The 20,869-nt window shown below is 47.4% G+C and carries 20 protein-coding genes; 14 read left to right on the top strand and 6 right to left on the bottom strand.

The features are described 5' to 3' along the window. The first annotated feature begins 195 nt into the window (after window positions 1-195). The gene (gene thpR, locus BEL05_RS09465) at window positions 196-726 is read left to right on the top strand and encodes an RNA 2',3'-cyclic phosphodiesterase (RefSeq protein ID WP_028763770.1); all 531 of its coding nucleotides are present in this window, start codon (window positions 196-198) and stop codon (window positions 724-726) included. A 70-nt stretch (window positions 727-796) separates the two neighbouring features. Here thpR and pepB read toward each other — a convergent pair whose 3' ends face one another. Further along, window positions 797-2,074 (bottom strand): aminopeptidase PepB, encoded by a 1,278-nt coding sequence (pepB, locus tag BEL05_RS09460; RefSeq protein ID WP_028763769.1) that lies wholly within the window; start codon window positions 2,072-2,074, stop codon window positions 797-799. A gap of 266 nt (window positions 2,075-2,340) precedes the next feature. On the opposite strand from pepB, the gene sfsA reads away from it, so the two are divergent. From sfsA to BEL05_RS09400, 12 genes are all read left to right on the top strand, one after another. Continuing rightward, window positions 2,341-3,045 carry a DNA/RNA nuclease SfsA gene (gene sfsA / locus BEL05_RS09455; protein WP_069671018.1) on the top strand — a complete coding sequence of 235 codons (705 nt, stop codon included), beginning with the start codon at window positions 2,341-2,343 and terminating at the stop codon, window positions 3,043-3,045. 159 nt (window positions 3,046-3,204) lie between these two features. Continuing rightward, entirely contained in the window at window positions 3,205-3,648 is a 444-nt protein-coding gene (gene dksA, locus BEL05_RS09450) for an RNA polymerase-binding protein DksA (protein WP_069671017.1), read from the top strand. 68 nt (window positions 3,649-3,716) lie between these two features. Then, window positions 3,717-4,583, top strand: a complete 867-nt coding sequence (gluQRS, locus tag BEL05_RS09445) for a tRNA glutamyl-Q(34) synthetase GluQRS (RefSeq protein WP_069671016.1) — start codon at window positions 3,717-3,719, stop codon at window positions 4,581-4,583. Window positions 4,584-4,673: 90 nt separating this feature from the next. Then, entirely contained in the window at window positions 4,674-6,125 is a 1,452-nt protein-coding gene (pcnB, locus tag BEL05_RS09440) for a polynucleotide adenylyltransferase PcnB (RefSeq protein WP_069671041.1), read from the top strand. After that, window positions 6,125-6,613 carry a 2-amino-4-hydroxy-6-hydroxymethyldihydropteridine diphosphokinase gene (gene folK / locus BEL05_RS09435; protein WP_028763764.1) on the top strand — a complete coding sequence of 163 codons (489 nt, stop codon included), beginning with the start codon at window positions 6,125-6,127 and terminating at the stop codon, window positions 6,611-6,613. Before pcnB ends, folK begins: the two co-directional genes overlap by 1 nt. 78 nt (window positions 6,614-6,691) lie before the next feature. Next, on the top strand, window positions 6,692-7,486 hold the full coding sequence (panB, locus tag BEL05_RS09430; protein ID WP_069671015.1) for a 3-methyl-2-oxobutanoate hydroxymethyltransferase: 795 nt from the start codon (window positions 6,692-6,694) through the stop codon (window positions 7,484-7,486). Window positions 7,487-7,518: 32 nt separating this feature from the next. Then, window positions 7,519-8,367, top strand: a complete 849-nt coding sequence (gene panC / locus BEL05_RS09425; protein ID WP_028763762.1) for a pantoate--beta-alanine ligase — start codon at window positions 7,519-7,521, stop codon at window positions 8,365-8,367. 692 nt (window positions 8,368-9,059) lie between these two features. After that, window positions 9,060-10,703 carry an L-lactate permease gene (locus tag BEL05_RS09420; protein ID WP_051413076.1) on the top strand — a complete coding sequence of 548 codons (1,644 nt, stop codon included), beginning with the start codon at window positions 9,060-9,062 and terminating at the stop codon, window positions 10,701-10,703. A 67-nt stretch (window positions 10,704-10,770) separates the two neighbouring features. Beyond that, window positions 10,771-13,575, top strand: a complete 2,805-nt coding sequence (locus BEL05_RS09415; RefSeq protein ID WP_069671014.1) for an FAD-binding and (Fe-S)-binding domain-containing protein — start codon at window positions 10,771-10,773, stop codon at window positions 13,573-13,575. A gap of 343 nt (window positions 13,576-13,918) precedes the next feature. Continuing rightward, the gene (locus BEL05_RS09410; protein WP_069671013.1) at window positions 13,919-14,449 is read left to right on the top strand and encodes a hypothetical protein; all 531 of its coding nucleotides are present in this window, start codon (window positions 13,919-13,921) and stop codon (window positions 14,447-14,449) included. Between the two features lie 19 nt (window positions 14,450-14,468). Then, window positions 14,469-14,897, top strand: coding sequence for a hypothetical protein (locus BEL05_RS09405; protein WP_069671012.1), 429 nt, complete (start codon window positions 14,469-14,471; stop codon window positions 14,895-14,897). After that, on the top strand, window positions 14,894-15,217 hold the full coding sequence (locus tag BEL05_RS09400; RefSeq protein WP_051413075.1) for a DUF4144 family protein: 324 nt from the start codon (window positions 14,894-14,896) through the stop codon (window positions 15,215-15,217). The genes BEL05_RS09405 and BEL05_RS09400 overlap by 4 nt, the downstream gene beginning before the upstream one ends. 49 nt (window positions 15,218-15,266) lie before the next feature. On the opposite strand, the gene BEL05_RS09395 is transcribed toward BEL05_RS09400, so the two are convergent. The 5 genes from BEL05_RS09395 to mpl all read right to left on the bottom strand — a co-directional run bounded on the left by BEL05_RS09395 (window position 15,267) and on the right by mpl (window position 19,689). Then, on the bottom strand, window positions 15,267-16,037 hold the full coding sequence (locus BEL05_RS09395) for an ABC transporter permease (protein WP_028763757.1): 771 nt from the start codon (window positions 16,035-16,037) through the stop codon (window positions 15,267-15,269). A 17-nt stretch (window positions 16,038-16,054) separates the two neighbouring features. Beyond that, window positions 16,055-16,993 (bottom strand): ABC transporter ATP-binding protein, encoded by a 939-nt coding sequence (locus BEL05_RS09390; protein ID WP_069671011.1) that lies wholly within the window; start codon window positions 16,991-16,993, stop codon window positions 16,055-16,057. Between the two features lie 81 nt (window positions 16,994-17,074). Next, on the bottom strand, window positions 17,075-17,605 hold the full coding sequence (gene hpt, locus BEL05_RS09385) for a hypoxanthine phosphoribosyltransferase (protein WP_028763755.1): 531 nt from the start codon (window positions 17,603-17,605) through the stop codon (window positions 17,075-17,077). An 18-nt stretch (window positions 17,606-17,623) separates the two neighbouring features. Continuing rightward, window positions 17,624-18,283: a flavin prenyltransferase UbiX gene (locus BEL05_RS09380; RefSeq protein WP_028763754.1), complete on the bottom strand. Its 660-nt coding sequence runs from the start codon at window positions 18,281-18,283 to the stop codon at window positions 17,624-17,626. 20 nt (window positions 18,284-18,303) lie between these two features. Then, a complete protein-coding gene (gene mpl / locus BEL05_RS09375; RefSeq protein ID WP_028763753.1) occupies window positions 18,304-19,689 on the bottom strand; it encodes a UDP-N-acetylmuramate:L-alanyl-gamma-D-glutamyl-meso-diaminopimelate ligase in 1,386 nt (461 codons plus the stop codon). Window positions 19,690-20,011: 322 nt separating this feature from the next. On the opposite strand from mpl, the gene BEL05_RS09370 reads away from it, so the two are divergent. Next, window positions 20,012-20,785, top strand: coding sequence for a substrate-binding periplasmic protein (locus tag BEL05_RS09370; RefSeq protein WP_245686970.1), 774 nt, complete (start codon window positions 20,012-20,014; stop codon window positions 20,783-20,785). Window positions 20,786-20,869: the final 84 nt, after the last annotated feature.

Here is a 20,869-nt window from a genome sequence, read left to right as displayed (position 1 = left end):
CGATATGAAAGAGCTTATTAGTATCGTAAATTAATACAATGCGTTGACTCATGAGTAACAGGGATTATCACGCGAATTTTTGTATACAAATTAGTTAACAACAAATCCGTAACACACTCAAGTGTTAATCAGTAATAATACAATTTCATCAATGACATTTAGCTTTCATCGCAATCCGTAGAAGAGTAGACCGCTATGTTAAAGAGACTTTTTTTAGGTTTCAGTCCAAATGAGGTACAAACCACACAACTACTCGGTGAGCAAAATGCTATTGAAAGCGATGGTAACCGAGTGCCATCAGCTAATTTACATCTGACGTTGGCCTTCCTTGGCCAAGTAAATGAGTACCAACAAGCTTGCCTCATTGAACAACTCAATCATCACTCTACTGCCGCTAAGTTCAAGCGTTTTAACGTCATACTTAATGAATTCGTTCACTGGCAAAAAGCCAGCGCCATCTGCCTAATAGGTAAAGCTCTTGATCCCAATTTAATCGACCTTAAACGTCGAAGCGTCACCTTGGCCACAGATATAGGCCTGCACTGCAGCGAGCATGACTTTATCCCCCACATCACTTTGTATCGCAAAGCCAAGCGGCTGACCGCTGCGCCACCAGCCCCCTTATACTTTGCCCCTGATACCTTGCATCTGTATCAATCGGTGTCCACTCACAATGGCGTGCGCTATCCCATCGTGTCGTCATGGTCTCTGATAGATGAGCCGTGAGCGTAGATAAAAAAGCGGCCTCATGATGAGACCGCTTTAAGTATTCGATAGAGTTAAGTCATTAAGACGCTTAGTCTTCCAATAGTGCAGCTACCGTCAATACACCGTGAGTGGTTGCACCGGCGGCCCAAAGTCCATTAGCACTGTCAGCAAATGCCGCGGCTAAATCCACATGCAGCCACTGTGCATCAGGTGACACAAAGTGCCACAAGAACCCTGCCGCGTTAGAGGCTCCACCAGCGCCGCCTCCTTTCACTGGGCGACTATTTGCGGTATCGGCATACGGTGATGGACACATCTCTTTATGCCAAGGATCTAACGGTAATGGCCACACACGCTCCGCCACACTTGCGGCTTTAGCTTGAGTGCGCGCCAGTAACTCGCTGCTTGGAGAGAAAATGGCGTTATAGTTGGTGCCAACGGCCATCAAGGCTGCGCCAGTTAACGTTGCCGCATCGATGATTAATGGTGCCCCGGTTTCCGACGCGGCTTGCAGACCATCGGCCAGTACTAAACGCCCTTCCGCATCGGTATTAACCACTTCCACCGACACACCATTTTTATAGGTCAATATATCGCCCAGCTTGTAAGCATGGCCACTAATTAGGTTTTCAGCACAGCACAAAAAGAGTTTTACACGCTTGTTTAAGCCTGATTTGATAGCTAAACCAAGTGCTGCAGTAACGGTGGCTGCACCGCCCATATCGCACTTCATTCCCAACATTCCTTCAGACGCTTTAATGCTATAGCCGCCCGAGTCAAAGGTGATTCCTTTACCGACCAAGGCCACAGAAACTGGCGCGTCTTCACCCAAAGGATTGTAATCAAGCTCTAACATCGCTGGAGGACGCTCACTACCGCGACCGACTGCATGAATACCAATCCATTTCTGTTGCAGTAACTCTTCGCCCTCAATAATACGATAGCTCACCTTATCGCCACCGATTTCAGCCAACCATTTAGCCGATTGAGAAGCTAATGTTACCGGCGCTAAATTCTCTGGGGTTTCATTAATTTGTTGGCGTGCAAAGCTGGCACTGGCTAGGCGGTCAGTCAACAACTTCTGCATACTCTCATCGCCTGTCCATTGAATCTCACCAGCACCTTTTGCCGTGGCGAAACCTTGAGCAAACGCCCATTGAGTGTGTAACTCCCAATGTTCACCACACAATGCAACCTGTGAAAGCCCTTGGCTGCGGAGTTTACGGGCGGCCTGTTGCACTTGGCGCAAATGATCACCGGCTTGCAGGTGAATATAGGCTTGCCCCTGCTCAAAAGTCACATCGGCTTTTCCCCAGTGGGCGGCAGGTGCATCATTGGTCAGAATAATCTTCATCGCGTGGCTCATATCGATTCCTTGTTTGGACAGCAATTATCTTAATCAGATTTTGTCATGGCAAAAACAGAGCTCACGAGGTCATCATTAGCATGATTTCTTACACTTGCTAACGCCCTATTTGTTTGCGCTAATCTGACAGGCATTATTATCGAGTCTTCATTTTTGCGCCCAAGTATAACCCCAAACCTTAATCAGGATAAAACCTGATCCGCCAATAGGCTCGCTCCGTACTTTCTGCTAACCTGCTGCCACCGCTTATTTGATGATTTTTTAGTATGCTTTTTGATCCCAAATTTGAACAAGGCACCTTAATCAAACGCTATAAACGTTTTCTTGCTGATATCCAATTGCCCGACGACTCACAAATCACCATTCATTGCCCTAATACAGGGTCGATGCGTCACTGCCTCTTTCCGGGTGAAAAAGTCTGGTATTCCACCTCAGACAATCCCAAACGTAAGTACCCCAATACTTGGGAACAAGCCCATAATGATGTAGGAGACATTATTGGCATCAATACGGGCCGTGCAAACGAGTTAGCCGCCGAAGGGATCGCTCAAGGGGTGATTAGCGAGTTAAGCGGATATGCATCACTGCGTCGCGAAGTTAAATACGGCAGTGAAAATAGTCGTATCGATCTACTTCTTGAAGATGAGCATAGACCGAATTGCTATATTGAAGTCAAAAGTTGCACTCTGCTCGAAGAGGGTCAAGGTTACTTTCCTGATGCCGTGACGACTCGCGGCCAAAAGCACTTACGAGAGCTAATGGAGATGGTGCGTTTAGGCCACAGAGCGGTACTATTATTTGTGGTGCAACACAGCGGCATTACTTCGGTCACAGCGGCCCGTCACATCGACCCTGACTATGCCAACTTACTCCAACAGGCAGCTCAAGCTGGCGTAGAAATCTTGGCTTATCGTGCGCAACTATCACCAAACAGTGCTTTCTTGGCTAAATCCTGCCCTGTCAAACTCTAAAAGGCGAGTAAAAGTTGAATTAATGCTAAATAGAGGACATAGTCAAAAGATAAAGAGATGGCAACATAAAAAATTTGCGTGGTATATCAGTTTCTGATATAGATATCGGCCTTTAATGAAAGACGCCCTACAACGCAAATGATTAACAGGAGATGCGTTATGCCTGAAGGCACTAAAAAACTTGGCGTGCTCGCTATCGCAGGTGTAGATCCTTACCAGGAGAAACCTGGCGAGGAGTATATGAATGACAATCAACTTGGTCATTTCAGAAAGATTCTCGATGCATGGCGCAACCAACTTCGCGAAGAAGTAGACCGCACTCTTAGTCATATGCAAGATGAAGCGGCAAACTTTCCCGATCCAGTGGATCGCGCTGCGCAGGAAGAGGAGTTCAGCTTAGAACTTCGTGCCCGTGACAGAGAGCGTAAACTGATCAAGAAGATTGAAAAAACGCTACAGAAAATTGAAGATGATGATTTCGGTTTCTGTGACTCGTGCGGTATCGAAATTGGTATTCGCCGTCTCGAAGCCCGTCCTACTGCCGATCAGTGTATCGACTGTAAGACACTTGCTGAGATTAAAGAAAAGCAGATGGCTGGTTAATCTGACTTTTTAATGAAAGCGGGGATTATCCCCGCTTTTTAGTATCTGCTTCTTGCAAAGGCTGCAACGTGCACTCTAAAGCCTATATCGGTCGTTTCGCTCCTTCACCCTCGGGGCCACTCCATTTCGGATCACTGATTGCTGCCCTTGGCAGTTACCTGCGAGCACGTGCTCAACAGGGAAAATGGCTAGTCAGAATCGAAGATATCGATCCTCCTCGTGAAATTGCCGGTGCCAGTAGCCACATCTTAAGTACTTTAGACGCCTACGGCTTGCACTGGGATGACACAGAGCTTTACCAAAGCAGTCGGCTCGACGCCTATGAGATGCAGCTGCAACAGTTACTGAGTCAGAATGACGCTTATTATTGCCAATGTACCCGCAAATTGATCAAAACTATGGGTGGCCATTATGATGGTCGCTGCGGCCAGCTACACCCACAACTAAACCAAGGCGCTATTAGAATCCGCAACACCAGTCCCGTATGCCAGTTTACTGATCAATTAATGGGAGAGATCGATGTCGATGCCGATTTTGCCAGCGAAGATTTTATTATTAAACGCCGAGATGGTCTCTATGCGTATCAGCTTGCGGTCGTCATGGATGATGCTTATCAAGGGATCACCGAAGTCGTTCGAGGCTGTGATCTACTGACCTCGAGTGCGCGCCAAGCAACATTGTTCAATCAGTTTTCACTCACCAGCCCTCAATGGTTACATCTGCCACTCGTTTGCGCTGAGCCTGGGCTAAAACTGTCAAAGCAAAACCATGCGCCAGCCATAGACAGTAAGGCGCCACAGCAAAGTATCCAATCTGCGCTGGCCTTTTTAGGTCAACCTAGTGTCGATATCGATGATCCGCGCACTATGCTCACTCAAGCTATCAGCCAATTTACGCTACACGCTATACCTAAACAGCAGGAGATTGTCCTGTAACGTTAAGGGCAATCATCGCTGCCTATGACACTCGCGCCGTGATCATTGGCAGCTAACCGCTTCCCTGAGGGTATACTCTTTAAGCTGTATTTGAGTTATGATAGCGGCCTTATTTTATCGCTAACTTTAGATCCATGTTCGAGGTGTCCTATTTTTCGCCGTATTAGTCAATTCTGTAAGCAGCTTTTTGACGACAATCAAAACAACACAGAAACCACACAAGCGGGACTAAGCTTGGAAGTTGTAGCGCGCAAACATCACGCTATCTCTCGTAAGCAGATTAGCGAAAACGCTATAAAAGTACTCTATAGACTGCACAAAGCGGGCTTTAAGGCCTACCTTGTTGGCGGCGGTGTACGCGATATTTTATTAGGCCTCGAACCTAAAGATTTCGATGTGGTGACTAACGCCACTCCCGAAGAGATCAAAAAGCTGTTCCGTAACTGTCGCCTTGTGGGCCGTAGATTCCGTCTGGCGCATATCGTTTTCGGTCGTGATGTCATTGAAGTGGCCACCTTACGCGGTCACCATGTTGATAGCGGTGAAAAGATTTCTAAGACCAACGCTGAAGGTCGTCTGCTGCGTGATAATGTTTATGGCACCATTGATGAAGATGCAGAACGCCGTGACTTTACGGTTAATGCACTCTATTACGATATCAGTGACTTCTCTATCCACAGTTATGGCGGCGGCTTACAAGATCTTGAGTCGCGCACTCTGCGCCTGATTGGCGATCCACAGAAGCGCTATCGTGAAGATCCTGTGCGTATGCTTCGAGCCGTGCGCTTTGCCACAAAACTGGGCATGAGCATAGATAAAGGCGCGTCAGAACCTATCTATGAGCTGGCGCCGCTGCTTAAAGATATTCCCGCAGCACGCATGTATGAAGAGATATTGAAACTCTTCTTCAACGGTCAAGCACAAAACAATTTCACCATGATGCGTGAATTCGGCCTGTTTGAGCCGCTATTCCCATTAATTGAAACCTTATTAAAGGATGATCCTAAAGGCCCTGTTGCCAAGATGGCCAACGCCATTATGCGTAATACAGATGAGCGAGTAAACGCAGAGAAGTCTGTTACTCCTGCATTTTTCTACGCGGCAATGTTGTGGTACCCCTTGAGTCAGCGAGCCGACGATATCGCACTGGAAAGCGGCTTAAGCTTATATGATGCCTTTTACGCTGCCATGGGCGATGTGATGGAGCAGCAATGCCAAACCATCAGCATCCCTCGTCGCTTTAGCACACCGGCTAAAGATATCTGGCAACTACAACTGCGCTTTGACCGTAATCAGGGCACCCGCGCCTTTAAGTTTATCGAGCACCCTAAATTCCGAGCCGCTTATGACCTCTTGCTACTGCGCGCAGAAGCCGAAGGTGGCAATGTGGCCAAGTCTGCCGCATGGTGGAAAAGCTTCGTTGAAGGCAGTGAAGAACAACGCAGTGTCATCGCACGCAGTGGCAGCAAGGGCAAAGGCAATCGTAATCGCAGTAATAGCCGTCGTCGCAGCCCAAAGAAAACCAGCAAGCCAGCAGAATAATGACCTATGTCTACGTCGCATTGGGGGCTAACCTTGAGTCCCCAGCTGCTCAACTTGATGATGCGATTAAAGCGCTCAAGCTGATCGCCAGCGATGGCATTATCAACGTCTCCCCCTATTATCGCAGCGCTCCTATGGGTGAAGTTGAACAACCCGACTATGTTAATGCTGTTGCATCATTTCATTGCGACCTTGCCCCCATCCCACTACTCGATGCACTGCAAGGGATTGAGCACCAGCAAGGCCGCGTACGCAATATCCGCTGGGGCGCCAGAACCTTAGATCTCGATCTGCTGCTTTACGGTAATCAAACGATAAACCAGCCAAGATTAACCGTTCCACATTACGGCATGAAACAACGCAGTTTTGTGCTGATCCCACTTGCAGATATTGCACCGGCATTAATCCTTCCTTGCGGGACGCCATTAGCGAGCCTAATTAACAATGAGCTGGCGATGCAATTGCAACAACTCGGCCCAGATCATTGAACTTGGCGCCCAGTTAGCATATAAAGCACACTAGTGTGTACCGAGTTCCTTTTTATAAATTGATTTAAGACCACCATTATGTCCAAGATAACCAGCTCTACCCTGCTTAAATTTAAGCAGGAAGGAAAAAAGTTCACTTCACTCACCGCCTATGACGCCAGTTTTGCGGGCGCGTTCGATAGTGAAGGTATCGATGTCCTGCTTGTTGGCGACTCGATGGGGATGGTACTCCAAGGCCATGATGACACCTTACCTGTAACCATTGACGATATCGCTTACCATACGCGTTGCGTGCGTCGCGGTATTAAGCAGGCGCTACTGATAGCCGATATGCCCTTTATGAGTTATGCCACACCAGAACAAGCCATGACCAACGCCACGACGCTGATGCAAGCGGGGGCCAACATGGTTAAAGTCGAAGGTGGACATTGGCTACTCGACACTGTGACTAAGCTGACCGAACGCGGGATACCTGTGTGCGCCCATCTCGGCCTTACACCGCAATCGGTGCATGTTTTTGGTGGTTTCAAAGTACAAGGTCGTGATGCCGACAACGCCCAGCGTATTTTAAATGAAGCCAAAGCATTAGAAGCCGCTGGCGCGCAGCTATTAGTGGTTGAGTGCATTCCAGTCGCACTGGCTAAAACCATCACCGAAGCACTCGCTATCCCAGTGATCGGAATCGGTGCAGGCGCTGACACCGATGGCCAGATCTTAGTCATGCACGATGTATTAGGCATCTCTAGCGGCTACATTCCACGCTTTTCGAAAAACTACCTTGCCCAAACTGGTGAGATACGCAGCGCCATTCGCGCCTATATCGAAGAGGTGGATAAAGGAATCTTCCCAAGCAGCGAACATACGTTTAGCTAATCCTAAGAGCTGTTAAAAAGGTCGTTATAACCATGTTTACTACTCAAGATATCGCTCACATCCGTGAGCAAGTTCGCCTTTGGAAACGTCAAGGTGAAACCGTCGCCTTTGTACCGACCATGGGAAACCTGCACTTAGGTCACATCACCTTAGTAAAAGAAGCCGTTAAACGCGCCGATCACGTTGTGGTGTCAATCTTTGTCAACCCAATGCAATTTGGCGTTAATGAAGATCTAGACGCTTATCCACGCACATTAGACGCCGATAAGGCTGCCCTCATTGATGCAGGTGCTGAGTTACTCTTTACCCCAACGCCAGCGATCATTTACCCCAAAGGGATGGACAAACAGAGCTTTGTTGAGGTGCCGGCTATCTCAGACGAACTGTGTGGGGCGAGTCGCCCTGGGCATTTTCGCGGTGTCGCGACCATAGTGTGCAAACTGTTTAATATCGTCCAGCCGGATATCGCGTTATTTGGTAAAAAAGACTTCCAACAACTTATGGTGATCAAAACCATGGTTGACGACCTCTCTATGCCAATCGAGATAGTGGGCGTTGAGACCATCAGAGAGGCTTCAGGCCTTGCGATGAGCTCACGAAATGGCTATCTCAGTAACGAGCAAAAAAGCGCTGCAGCAGTGCTTAAGCAGACCATGGATAAAATGGCTAGTGCCATTCAGTCAGACGGAATGATTGAAGAGGCTATTTCAATCGCAACTCAGCAGCTGGCTGCCGCTGGATTTAAGCCCGATTATCTTGCCGTACGCTGTGCCGATACCTTAGACCCAGTCAGTACTGACCACCAGCACCTGGTGATCCTTGCCGCGGCATATATGGGGAATACCCGCCTAATTGATAACCTTTGCTTTAACCGAGAATAACTTTTAGCACACATTAAGCGACACACTGCCGCTTAATGTGTTATTTTTTAACGTATTAAGTAGTACTGACGTACATTTAAAATGCGTCGATAGTGGCCATCAAATAGAAATAAACCACCAAAATTGAATTGTGAGCAAGATCAGTTAGGCCCTATAAGGCTTAACATAATCACAACGGCTAAAATAGCGCTGAGTAATAAAGGTCTATTTTATTGAAGGTTAAATTGATCTTACCAATTCAAAGAAAGCACAACCCAGTAACAAGGCGATCTACATCACATTGACAATTATTTAGTCATTACATTTTTTAATTCAGAAATGAAATTATCAGATCAGATTTTTGCAAAAAACAGCAAAACTTAGAGTAAATACGTCATTAAAATCATCGTTTTTTGCTAAAAAATGCTAACTCACTACTGTTTTGTTATATACCAGCCCCTTGTCGCGTGACGCGCGTCACAAAACCATTTAATCACTTCAGACTAACGTCACAGCCATCTAACCCCACCTCACATATTAGATACAATATGATCTAGATCATATTGGCTTTACGTGAATTAGCGTTTAGTACGCATCACGACTTAGTTGGTCAAAAAAATTTACCACTAAGCAACAACATCGCAGCACTGTTTCAAACGACTCAGCGCCAACCATAACTAGAAATATTAAAGTAAAGACAGTAAGAGGCAATTATGACCCTACTTCAACTACTCGCCAGCTTAACGCCAGTAATCAGCGTGATGCTCTTTTTGGTACTTTTACGAATGCCAGCTTCGCGTGCCATGCCCATCTCTATGGTGGTAACCGGTCTTGCTGCGGTGTTTATCTGGCAGATGGATACCACCATCTTAGCGGCCTCAGTGGTGGAAGGTTTGCTATCGGCCTTAACACCACTGACCATTATCTTTGGTGCAGTATTCTTACTTAATACCCTTAAGTATTCCGGTGCAATGGACACTATTCGGGCAGGCTTTACCAATATTAGTGGTGACGCGCGAGTACAGGTGGTCATCATCTGCTGGCTATTTGGATCCTTTATCGAAGGCTCTGCAGGCTTTGGTACACCCGCCGCCATTGGCGCACCACTGCTAGTGCTGTTAGGTGTACCACCTATTGCAGCTGCGGTTGTAGCACTTATCGCCGACTCTACCAGCGTATCATTCGGCGCTATCGGCTTACCGGTTCTATTTGGTATGGAACAAGGCTTGATGCAAGGTGGTGTGAGCATGGCATCAGAGCAGATTGCTCAGCACGGTGGTAACTTCGCCGACTATGCCCAGTTCATTGCGTTACACATGATCACCATAGATCTGATCACAGGTACTTTAATTCCATTAGTGCTCGTTGCGGTACTTACCGGTTTCTTTGGTCGTAACAAATCCTTTAAAGAGGGCTTGGCCATCTGGAAGTTTGCCCTGTTCGCGGGCTTCGCCTTTACGATTCCCGCTTGGTTAATCAACTACTTTGCTGGCCCAGAATTCCCATCGGTGATTGGTGCGTTAGTAGGTATGGCCCTCGTGATCCCTGTGGCGAAAAAAGGTTACTTACTGCCTAAAACGCCTTGGAATGACTTTGCTGAAAATGACAATCAAGAGAAAGCGGTTGTTGAAACTAAAGCCCAGTTCTCTCAGTTTGCCGCATGGACTCCTTACATCATTATGGCTGCGCTGTTAGTGCTATCACGCACAGTAGCACCACTTAAAACTTGGTTGACGAGCTTTAATATTAGCTGGACAGGTTTACTCGGCACAGAGCTTAAAGCTGGTTTTGCTACCCTTTACGCCCCTGGTGCCTTCTTTGTTTTGGTCTGTCTGATAGGTTTCGTGCTGTTTAAGATGAAATCTTCAGCGATTAAGCAATCGATCACCGTGTCATGTAAATCTATGCTACCGACCATTATCTCTTTAGGTGCCTCGGTGCCTATGGTGAAAATCTTCCTCAATTCAGGCTCAAACGAAGCTGGGTTGCAATCTATGCCAGTGGCTCTTGCCGACCTGCTCGCAAACTCCATGGGCGCAGTATGGGCTTGGATTGCACCGATTGTGGGTATCTTTGGTGCCTTCTTATCAGGCTCAGCAACCTTCTCCAATATGATGTTCTCGGGTCTACAATACAGTGTGGCCGACAACATAGGCATGAACCATGCTTTAGCGCTAGCACTGCAAGGTATTGGTGCTAACGCAGGTAACATGATGTGCGTCATGAACGTTGTTGCTGCCGCTACAGTAGTAGGCATGGCGGGTCGTGAATCAGAGATTATTCGTAAGACCATGCCAGTCGCACTCGGCTATGCAATGGTTGCAGGTACTATCGCGGCCCTATGGGGCGGCTTATAACCCAAACACAGGTGGGCGAGCAGTGATGAACTCGCCCTTATCCTTGGTTAAATAGAAGAGTAATGTTATGTCGATTAACTATTCCACGGTCATTACAGACCTACGTGCAATCCTTGGCACTGACGCCGTTACCGATGATCCTGTACGCCGTTTTGCTTGGTCTACCGATGCTAGCTATTTCCGTATTGTACCGGAAGTGGTGGTTCATGCTGAAACCCTTACCCAAGCTAAACAGACCTTAGAGGTCGCTCGTCAGCATCAAGCGCCAGTGACATTTCGCGCCGCTGGCACCAGCCTTTCAGGCCAAGCGATTGGCGAAGGCATCTTGCTTATTTTGGGTCACGATGGCTTTAGAGATATCAAGATCAGCGAAGACAGCCAAAAGATTTCTCTAGGCTCGGCAGTGATTGGCGCAGATGCCAACATGGCACTCAAGCCACTCAATAAGAAGATTGGCCCCGATCCAGCCACCTTGGCATCAGCCATGGTGGGCGGCATCGTATCAAACAATGCTTCTGGTATGTGTTGTGGTACGGCGCAAAACAGTTACCAAACCATCGACTCAGCCAAACTGCTGTTTGCCGATGGTACCGAGCTAGACACAGGCTGTCCGCAGTCTAGAGCTGCTTTTGCCAGTTCCCATAAAGCATTATTAGACGAGCTGACCGAACTTGCTGCACTAACCCGTGGCAACGAAGTGTTAGCCAACCGCATTCGTAAGAAGTACTCCATCAAGAATACCACTGGCTACAGTATCAATTCGTTGGTAGATTTCACCGATCCGTTCGATCTGATCAACCACCTGATTGTAGGTGCAGAAGGGACATTAGCCTTCGTCGAAGAGGTAACCTACCACACCGTCGATGAAGCTAAGTTTAAGGCCTCTGCCATGGCCGTATTTTTCAATATGGAAGATGCAGCACGTGCGATCCCTCCGATTAAAAGCGACAGTGTTGCTGCCGCTGAACTGCTAGACTGGGCATCAATTAAGTCTGTCACCGGCAAGAAAGGGATGCCAGATTGGTTAAGTGAACTGCCTGAAGGGGCTGCCATTCTGTTGATCGAATCACGTGCCAACGATGAAGAGACGCTGGCTCGCTACACTAAAGATGTCATCGCCAAGCTTGCACATATCGAAACTGAACGCCCTATCAGCTTCAGTAACGACCCAGAAGTCTATGGCAAATATTGGGCAATGCGCTCAGGCTTATTCCCCATCATCGGGGGTGAGCGTCCAAAAGGCACCTCAGTTATCATCGAAGATGTGGCCTTTGAGCTAGAGCATTTAGCTAACGCCGCCAGCGATCTCACCGCACTGTTCCATAAGCACGGTTACCCAGAAGGCGTGATCTACGGCCATGCGCTAGCGGGGAACTTCCACTTTATCATCACACCAACCTTTGCCTCGCAAGGCGATATCGACCGTTTCCATGCCTTTATGCAAGACGTGGCCGAAATGGTGATAGACAAGTATGACGGCTCAATGAAAGCTGAACACGGTACTGGCCGTGCGGTAGCGCCATTTGTTGAGATGGAATGGGGTGCTGATGCCTACACATTAATGAAGCGCATTAAGCAGATTTTTGACCCACAAGGTCTACTCAATCCAGGCGTGATCTTAAACGATGATGCCAATGTGCATGTGAAGAATATCAAGCCATGTCCTGTGGTTGATGACTTTGTCGATAAGTGTATTGAGTGTGGTTTTTGCGAAAAAACCTGTCCAACCTCTGCACTTAACTTCACGCCGCGTCAGCGTATTGCCACCTTGCGTGAAATTGCTCGTCTCGAACAATCTGGCGACAAGCAAGCAGCAGAAGAGATGCGCGCAGCCGCCAAGTACGATGTGGTTGATACCTGCGCTGCTTGTCAGCTGTGTACCATTGCCTGTCCCGTAGACAACAGCATGGGTAACTTGGTGCGTAAGTTGCGTACGCCTTATATCACTACGACTGAACAGAAAGTACTGGATTTCCAAGCCAAACATTTTGGCGCGGTCAACCAAGTAATAAGCACAGGTTTTAATGTGCTTAACATCATTCATAAAGTCACGGGTGACAGCGTCACCGATGGACTCATGAAAGTTGGCCGTATGGTGTCTAAGGAAGTACCTTACTGGAATCCTGACTTTGCTAAAGGCGCTAACCTGCCTACGCCATCTCCTGCGTCACCAGATAAAGAGACCATCGTCTACTTCCCAGCTTGTGGCGGACGTACCTTTGGTCCAACCCCGTTAGACCCAGATAACCGCACGTTACCTGATGTTGTGGTTACCCTGCTAGAGCGCGCAGGTTACAACGTCGTCACCCCCGACAATACTCGTCATCTGTGCTGCGGCCAGATGTGGGAGTCGAAAGGCGACTTTAAAAATGCCGACGCTAAGCGCGACGAGTTAATCGATGCCTTAAGCACCCTCAGTGATAACGGTAAAGTACCTGTCGTGGTCGATGCACTCTCTTGTACCTACCGCACGCTCACTGGTAATCCAAAGGTTGAGATCACCGATCTGGTTGAGTTTATGCACGACAAGATCTTACCTAAGCTGACATTTACAAAGAAGGTCAACATTGCGCTGCATTTTGGTTGTAGCGCTCGTAAGATGAAGCTTGAGCCTAAGATGCAAGCTTTGGCCGATGCCTGCAGCGCTGGCGTAAAGTTACCTGAAGGTATCGAGTGTTGTGGTTATGCTGGTGAGAAAGGTTTATATAAGCCTGAGATAAATGCCAGTGCACTGCGCAACATCAAAAAGCTGATCCCTGTTGATATCAAAGAGGGCTACTACGCCAACCGTATGTGCGAAGTCGGTCTGTCACATCACAGTGGCATCTCTTATCGTCATTTGGCATATTTGTTAGAAGAGTGCAGCCGTTAATAACAGCGACTCAAGATGATTTAGGTTTTAGATAACCCCACCCAAGCAAACTCCGCGATATGACTGGTTTCATATCGCGGTTTTTTATTATAAGGGCTCGCCTCCTATTTTCCGTTGCGCACAGGGCATCAATGACACTGTATCTCGCATCAATTAACAAGATAAATAGGTAATTTTAACAAGTAAAAAACTGGTGTTAATGAGTAACATGCGCCATAGTAGAGCAGTATTGCGAGAGAAAAGGATGTACAGCGAAGCTGAATAGCTTCCTCGTAAGTCTATCAATGATGGCGTCAACGGCTATCAATAAATCAACCGAGGCAGATAGAGGATATATCGCCAGATGGGAAAACTGCTACTTGTCATAGCGACGATGATGCTTTCAGGCCTTGCTCAGGCAAACAGTATCTATAAATGCATCAAAGACGATAAAATCGTGTTTAGCCAGACCGCTTGCCCGAAAGACTTTCGCCAGCATGAGATAAAATATCAGCTCGGGATCACCACTGAAACCGACAGTGACAAGCGTAAAGCGCCTGACGATCCGCTACAAGCCCTGCTTAACAAACGCACCATATCTAAAGAGAAGCTACTGCAACTAATTGGCAGTGAGATTTACCGTCTTAATCAAGAAAATAGCTACTATGATATCCTGCGCGCCAGTGAGCAACAAAAGCTCGATCGCAAACGCTATTGGCAAAAACAAGATGAGAATGATCCTGAGTTTGTGAAACAAGTGACTGAGATGAATCAATACTTTGATGAGCTTCAGCAGCTAAACCAGCACTCAATCGATCTGCTTAAGCAACACCAAAGTAAGATTGAAGCGGAGTCGGCAGATGAGTCCGAAACCTACAAGACGAAAAACCCGTAACTCGGTCTAGGCCAACCCCATGCGTAAACTCACCTACATCACCCTCTTTATTATCGGCCTGTTGCTCGGCACACTGCTGAGCTACCTAGTACTGCAAAAGATCATCGCCAGTCGCGGTGGGATGGATATGTCTGGGTTTGTGAACAATGCCAGCCAATTATTACAGCAAAAGGAAGTTATCGATCCGCTAATTTGCGCCAAACTGGCCATGGATATGGGTTATAAGATTGATAATATGAAGCTTAATTTTAATCTTAATCAGCAGCTCACACCGTTTGATAGTGGCGACCAAAGTGCCTTCTATCTGCTGGTTTACTTAAAGGGCTACGCTTTTGGCCTCAGCCATCACTACATAGACAAAAAAGAGCAATATCAAACAATCGAGTGTGATACACGCTTTCCGTGGCTTAAAAAACGCCCCCATAGCCAACAAGCCTCAATCAAATGATCGCGTGGCCGCTGCTGGTAAAACATCCCCATGATGACCACCTTTTGCTATTAGCCAACCTACAGCTGTGGCTGGCAGAGCTGGAAATTAATCCAAGTGACGAGATGATGATTATCGATAGCCAAGGGCTAAGCTACCACTGGCGCGCAACGGCAGATGGTGGCGAGTTTATGCTAGCGAATGAGCCCGTGTCATTAGCGCAGTTGCTGGACTGGGTACGTACCCACGCTAGCCTCAATGGTCACTGTTGCACCGCCAAAATGGGCGCCAACACCATAGAGCAGGTATTTGAAATGATGCGCTACTTAGAAGAAAACTAGTCCCTATTACCTTAGGCCATAGGGACTATTGATATAGGGACTAAAGTAATTAACTTCTTAACCCTATTCCACGGCTAATCAAATAATACGCTATCGCCCATAACGCGCTGCAAAAGCCTAGCATAATGGCAAACGACAAAGCGATGCTGATATCGGCATAACCTAAGAAGCCATAACGGAACACGTTAATCATATAAACCACAGGATTGAGCTGCGACACGCCTTGCCAAAACTCAGGCAATAAACTCAGCGAATAAAAAACCCCACCAAGATAGGTCAGCGGCGTCAACACGAAGGTCGGCACGATACTGATATCATCGTAGCTCTTAGCAAATACCGCATTAATCAATCCGCCAAGGGCAAACAAAATAGCGGTCAATAGCACAGTGATGGCCACTAATCCCGCATGATGCAAGCTAATATCGACAAAGAACATTGCCACTAAGGTAACGATAGTGCCGACACATAAACCGCGCGCCACACCGCCGCCCACATAGCCAGCTATCATCACATAGTGAGGCACAGGCGCAACAATCAACTCTTCGAGATTACGCTGAAATTTAGCGCTAAAAAAGGATGATGCCACATTAGAATAGGATGCAGTGATCACCGACATCATAATCAGGCCTGGCGCGATAAATTCCATGTAGGAAACTCCGCCCATTTCACCAATCCGTTTACCGACCAAGTTACCAAAAATCAGAAAATAGAGCGTCATCGAAATCGCTGGCGGCACTAGAGTCTGTACCCAGATGCGGGTAAAACGGGTGATCTCTTTTATCAAGATGCTCTTAAACGCTGTAAAGTAAACATGCTTCATATTGACACTGGCATTGCTCATCGTTGCGCTCCCTTACCTTGTTCCACCAACTCCACAAATAACTCCTCTAAACGGTTTGCCTTGTTGCGCATCGATAACACCTCAATCCCCTGTTTACTGAGTTGGGCAAACACACTATTAATACTCTGGCTTTTAGCCACATCCACTTCTAAGGTGTGAGCATCACTCAGGCGGCACTGAATATCGCTGAGCACTGGCACGGCGTCGAGATCACCACGTAGATCCAAAATAAAGGTTTCCATATTGAGTCGGCTCAATAAAGATTTCATGCTAGTACACTCCACCAACACCCCTTTGTCGATGATGCCGATATTGCGGCACAACATCTCAGCCTCTTCCAGATAGTGGGTGGTTAAGATAATCGTCACCCCTTGCTTGTTGAGCTCAGTCAAAAAGGTCCACATTGAACGCCTCAGTTCAATATCGACGCCAGCGGTTGGCTCATCGAGAATCAATAACTTTGGCTCATGCATCAAGGCTCGGGCGATCATCAAACGGCGTTTCATGCCACCAGATAGCGCACGAGCAGGGCTATCTCGCTTCTCCCACAGATCTAGCTGACTCAAGTACTTCTGCGCACGCTCAAGGGCCACATCACGGGATACGCCAAAATAGCCGGCCTGATTCACCACAATCTGTTGAACGGTTTCAAACTGATTAAAATTAAACTCTTGCGGCACTAGGCCAATAGACATTTTTGCCAGCTCTAAATGGGTATCGATGTCATGTTCAAATACTTTAACCCTGCCGGCACTCTTTTGTACCAAGGAGCAGATGACACCAATCGTGGTCGACTTTCCCGCGCCATTAGGTCCCAGTAACGCAAAGAAGTCCCCCGCCTCAACGTTAAGACTAATTCCTTTTACAGCCTCGACACCGCCTTTATACGTTTTCTTTAGTTGGTCAATTTCGAGCGCATAATTACTGTTCGCCATGCAATACATCCACTTTAATATCAAAAACAAACAAAAACTCCCGCACATGGCAGGAGTTTATAATCTTAACGGCATTCGCCATTAATCCAAGGGCACCACTTTGGCAATATAAGGCAAGTTACGATACTGCTCTGCGTAGTCGATCCCATAACCTACGATAAATTCATCAGGAATGGTGAAACCGATAAAATCAACCGGTACATCCACTTCACGACGCTCAGGCTTATCAAGCAGTGTACATAACGCTAGGCTCTTGGGTTCACGCAGTAGCAACATGTCGCGCACCTTATTTAAGGTATTTCCCGAATCGATAAGATCTTCAACGATTAACACATCGCGACCTTCGATATCAGACTGGACATCTTTTAGGATTTTCACATCCCGAGAGCTACTCATAGCATTGCCATAGCTAGATACCGACATAAAATCGATCTCTACATGGCCCTTAATACGACGACACAAATCGGCCATAAAGACCACTGAGCCTTTGAGTAAGCCAACCATTAACAGGCGCTCGCTATTGGCATAATGGGCGTTGATCTTCTCTGCAAGAATGTCTAGTTGTTGCTCAATCTCTTCAGCCGAGATCATCACTTCGATGGTGTGTTTCATACTATTCTCAAAATTGTCTTAATTGTCGCTATTGCTGGCACTGTGCTTATCATAGCCCCAACGCTTGGTTAACGCGTGGTCGACGCCCAGATGATCTAAAATCCGCGCGACCATGAAGTCTACCAGATCTTCAACCGATTTGGGATCATGATAAAACCCCGGTGCCGCAGGCATAATGGTCGCCCCCAGCTTAGACAGTGACAACATATGCTCTAAGTGTATGCTGCTAAAGGGTGTTTCTCGTGGTACCAGAATTAATTGGCCACGCTCTTTTATCACCACATCGGCAGCGCGCTCCAGTAAACTGTTACTCATCCCTGTGGCAACGGCCGCCAAGGTACCTGTACTGCATGGACAAATCACCATCTGCTTAGGCGCAGCAGAACCCGATGCTGGCGGTGAGAACCACTCCTCTTTACCCAGCACATATAACTCACCGCTGATATCACTGCCTTGCTGTGCAAACAGCTCCAGTAACTGCGCTTTCGCCTTGTCGCCATTAGCGCTCAGTTGTAGGCCATGCTCAGTGGCCAACACCACCCGCGCGGCGCTAGAGATCATCAAGAACACTTGATAATCGGCCACCAGCAAACACTCAAGTAGCTTCAGCCCGTAAGGTGCCCCAGAGGCCCCGGTCCACGCCAAGCTAATAGCCTTGGCCTTTCTTGGATAATTCATATAAATCTCTTTAATTAAAGCTAGAAAGTGGAAACGCCTTCAAGCCTTTGTAAAAGCTTGCCATGGATACCGCCAAAGCCACCGTTGCTCATGACAATAACAGTGTCACCTGGTTTAACTTCAGCAGCCACAGCGTCGACCACATCATCTATCTGGTATAGCACAGATATCGGCAGGCTAACCTTCGCCATCGCTGCCTCTACATCCCAGTCGATATTATCGGCTTGATATAAAAACGCTGCATCGGCTAGAGACATCGAAGCCGCTAAAGTCTCTTTATGTACGCCGCGTTTCATGGTGTTTGAACGTGGCTCAAGCACCACTAAAATACGCCCCTCGCCCACTTTAGCGCGGCAACCTTGCAAAGTAGTGGCAATCGCTGTTGGATGATGAGCAAAATCGTCATACACCTCGACGCCATTGACCGAACCAATCAACTCCATTCGACGCTTGGGCGGCGCAAACTTCACTAATGCCTCAATCGCTGCCTGAGGTTTCACCCCTACATGACGCGCCGCAGCAATCGCCATGGTGGCATTTTCCACATTGTGCTGGCCAATCAACTGCCAGTCTAAGATACCTTGTGATTCACCATCAAAAAACAACTCAAACCTGTGGCCATCGTTGCTCAGTACCTGGGTATACCAGCCCGCTTCAGCTTGATGAGTACTATAGGTTTCCTGCTCACTCCAACAGCCCATGCTTATGACATCTCGCACCGCTTGACTGCCTACAGGCCAAACAATCTTGCCTTGGCCCGGTACTGTGCGTATTACGTGGTTAAACTGACGCTGAATAGCTTTTAGGTCATCAAAGATATCGGCGTGATCAAACTCAAGATTGTTTATCACTAAGGTGCGTGGCTGGTAATGGACAAACTTAGAGCGCTTATCGAAAAATGCGCTGTCATATTCGTCGGCTTCTACCACAAAGAACGGCGAGCCTCCGAGCCGCGCCGACACTCCAAAGTTCTGCGGCACGCCACCAATCAAGAAGCCCGGCTCATAGCCGCAATCTTGTAGAATCCACGCTAACATACTCGAAGTCGACGTTTTCCCGTGAGTCCCCGATACCGCTAACACCCAGCGTTCTGGCAAAATATGTTCCGCCAAAAACTGCGGCCCTGAGGTATATTTAAGCCCACGGTTTAATACCGCCTCGACACAAGGGTTGCCGCGACTCATCGCATTGCCTATCACCACCAGATCAGGGGCATCATCTTCGTTCTGACCAAGCTGACTGGGGTCGAAGCCTTGAATAAGTTCAATACCTTGCTCTTCGAGCTGCGTGCTCATGGGCGGGTAGACATTGGCATCGCTGCCGGTAACCTTGTGACCATTGGCTCTGGCAAGCAGTGCAAGGCCACCCATAAAGGTGCCGCAGATGCCAAGAATATGTACATGCATGGGGTTGGCTCTAGATGAGGAATAATCTGTTGGTATTCTATCGATTTGAAATGCCATTGTCAGTTAACAATGGTTTAAATAACTATTTCGTGGCTATCGCCAGTTTGCTGCTGTATGACATAAGAGAATTTTCCACACTTGGTTTAAACAACCCTAGGTCACTCCTGGCAAACTACTCACTTGGTGTCATTTACCTTGGTCTATTTCTTACCTATAGTAATTAAGGTCCATCTAATCCAAGGCACTTTTTAGCCTGTTAACAATGAAACCAATCTCGTAAGGTAGGCAATTGTATTGATTTGTATTCTTATGTGGAGGCTGAGTGAAAATACTGTTTACCCTAACGCTTTTGTTTTTCATTAGCCTTTGCCCTTTTGCCACATCCGTCGCTGCTACTGTCGAGATGGCATTTGGTGAAAAGATAGCGCCATTTTGTTTTCCAGAAACTGATTCTGGCATTGAAGTTGATATCATCCGGGAGGCCTTAGCGTTTAAAGGACATGCGTTAGTGCCACTCTATTTCCCGTTCGCACGTATTCCGGTGGAGTTTAAGAATAAAACGGTCGATGCCGCGATGACAGATCTGGGGGAGGACTTGACGCCATTTGGCGGATTTTATGGTGATCCTGCAGTGATCTATCACAACGTATTTATCTCTTTGAAAGCGCGTGATATTCAGATCAATAAACCGGAAGACCTCAACGGCTTGAGCGTGATCTCATTTGTGGGCGCCGTGAAACGTTATCCCGAATGGTTAACCCCAGTGAAGCAGTCGGGGCGCTACTTTGAACAGAACAACCAGTTACTGCAGGTGCTGACCTTAAATAAAGGTCGCTATGATCTGGTGTTAAGTGACCGAAGTATTTTCAAATATTTCAGCCAATTACTGCAATCACGCAAAAATTTTGTCACTCAACCCATTCAAGAACATAAATTTACAGACGTTGATCCACTCGACTACCGCCCCATCTTCAATGATGCGGCCATCAGGGATGACTTCAATCAAGGCCTTGCTCTCCTCATCAGCTCTGGCCGCTATCAAGCCATCTATGACAAATACCTCAATAGCAACTCATCCACGGTAACACTCCCCTAACAAACCCGACATTATGTGTGATCCAATGCGCAGTTTTTTAAACTCGAACATGCTAAAAGAGGAAGTTACCTTTGACTAATTTTT

The sequence above is a fragment of the Shewanella colwelliana genome, from assembly GCF_001735525.1.
Classification (GTDB): Bacteria; Pseudomonadota; Gammaproteobacteria; order Enterobacterales; family Shewanellaceae; genus Shewanella; species Shewanella colwelliana.
This window is presented reverse-complemented; position numbering and strand designations above follow the sequence as displayed.

Coding starts and splice junctions, on each gene's coding strand:
- BEL05_RS09420 (WP_051413076.1), top strand. CDS start 9,060: ATGACCCTACTTCAACTACTCGCCAGCTTAACGCCAGTAATCAGCGTG.
- pepB (WP_028763769.1), bottom strand. CDS start 2,074: ATGAGCCACGCGATGAAGATTATTCTGACCAATGATGCACCTGCCGCC.
- BEL05_RS09415 (WP_069671014.1), top strand. CDS start 10,771: ATGTCGATTAACTATTCCACGGTCATTACAGACCTACGTGCAATCCTT.
- panC (WP_028763762.1), top strand. CDS start 7,519: ATGTTTACTACTCAAGATATCGCTCACATCCGTGAGCAAGTTCGCCTT.
- BEL05_RS09395 (WP_028763757.1), bottom strand. CDS start 16,037: ATGAAGCATGTTTACTTTACAGCGTTTAAGAGCATCTTGATAAAAGAG.
- BEL05_RS09405 (WP_069671012.1), top strand. CDS start 14,469: ATGCGTAAACTCACCTACATCACCCTCTTTATTATCGGCCTGTTGCTC.
- hpt (WP_028763755.1), bottom strand. CDS start 17,605: ATGAAACACACCATCGAAGTGATGATCTCGGCTGAAGAGATTGAGCAA.
- folK (WP_028763764.1), top strand. CDS start 6,125: ATGACCTATGTCTACGTCGCATTGGGGGCTAACCTTGAGTCCCCAGCT.
- thpR (WP_028763770.1), top strand. CDS start 196: ATGTTAAAGAGACTTTTTTTAGGTTTCAGTCCAAATGAGGTACAAACC.
- mpl (WP_028763753.1), bottom strand. CDS start 19,689: ATGCATGTACATATTCTTGGCATCTGCGGCACCTTTATGGGTGGCCTT.
- BEL05_RS09380 (WP_028763754.1), bottom strand. CDS start 18,283: ATGAATTATCCAAGAAAGGCCAAGGCTATTAGCTTGGCGTGGACCGGG.
- BEL05_RS09390 (WP_069671011.1), bottom strand. CDS start 16,993: ATGGCGAACAGTAATTATGCGCTCGAAATTGACCAACTAAAGAAAACG.
- BEL05_RS09400 (WP_051413075.1), top strand. CDS start 14,894: ATGATCGCGTGGCCGCTGCTGGTAAAACATCCCCATGATGACCACCTT.
- dksA (WP_069671017.1), top strand. CDS start 3,205: ATGCCTGAAGGCACTAAAAAACTTGGCGTGCTCGCTATCGCAGGTGTA.
- sfsA (WP_069671018.1), top strand. CDS start 2,341: ATGCTTTTTGATCCCAAATTTGAACAAGGCACCTTAATCAAACGCTAT.
- panB (WP_069671015.1), top strand. CDS start 6,692: ATGTCCAAGATAACCAGCTCTACCCTGCTTAAATTTAAGCAGGAAGGA.
- BEL05_RS09410 (WP_069671013.1), top strand. CDS start 13,919: ATGGGAAAACTGCTACTTGTCATAGCGACGATGATGCTTTCAGGCCTT.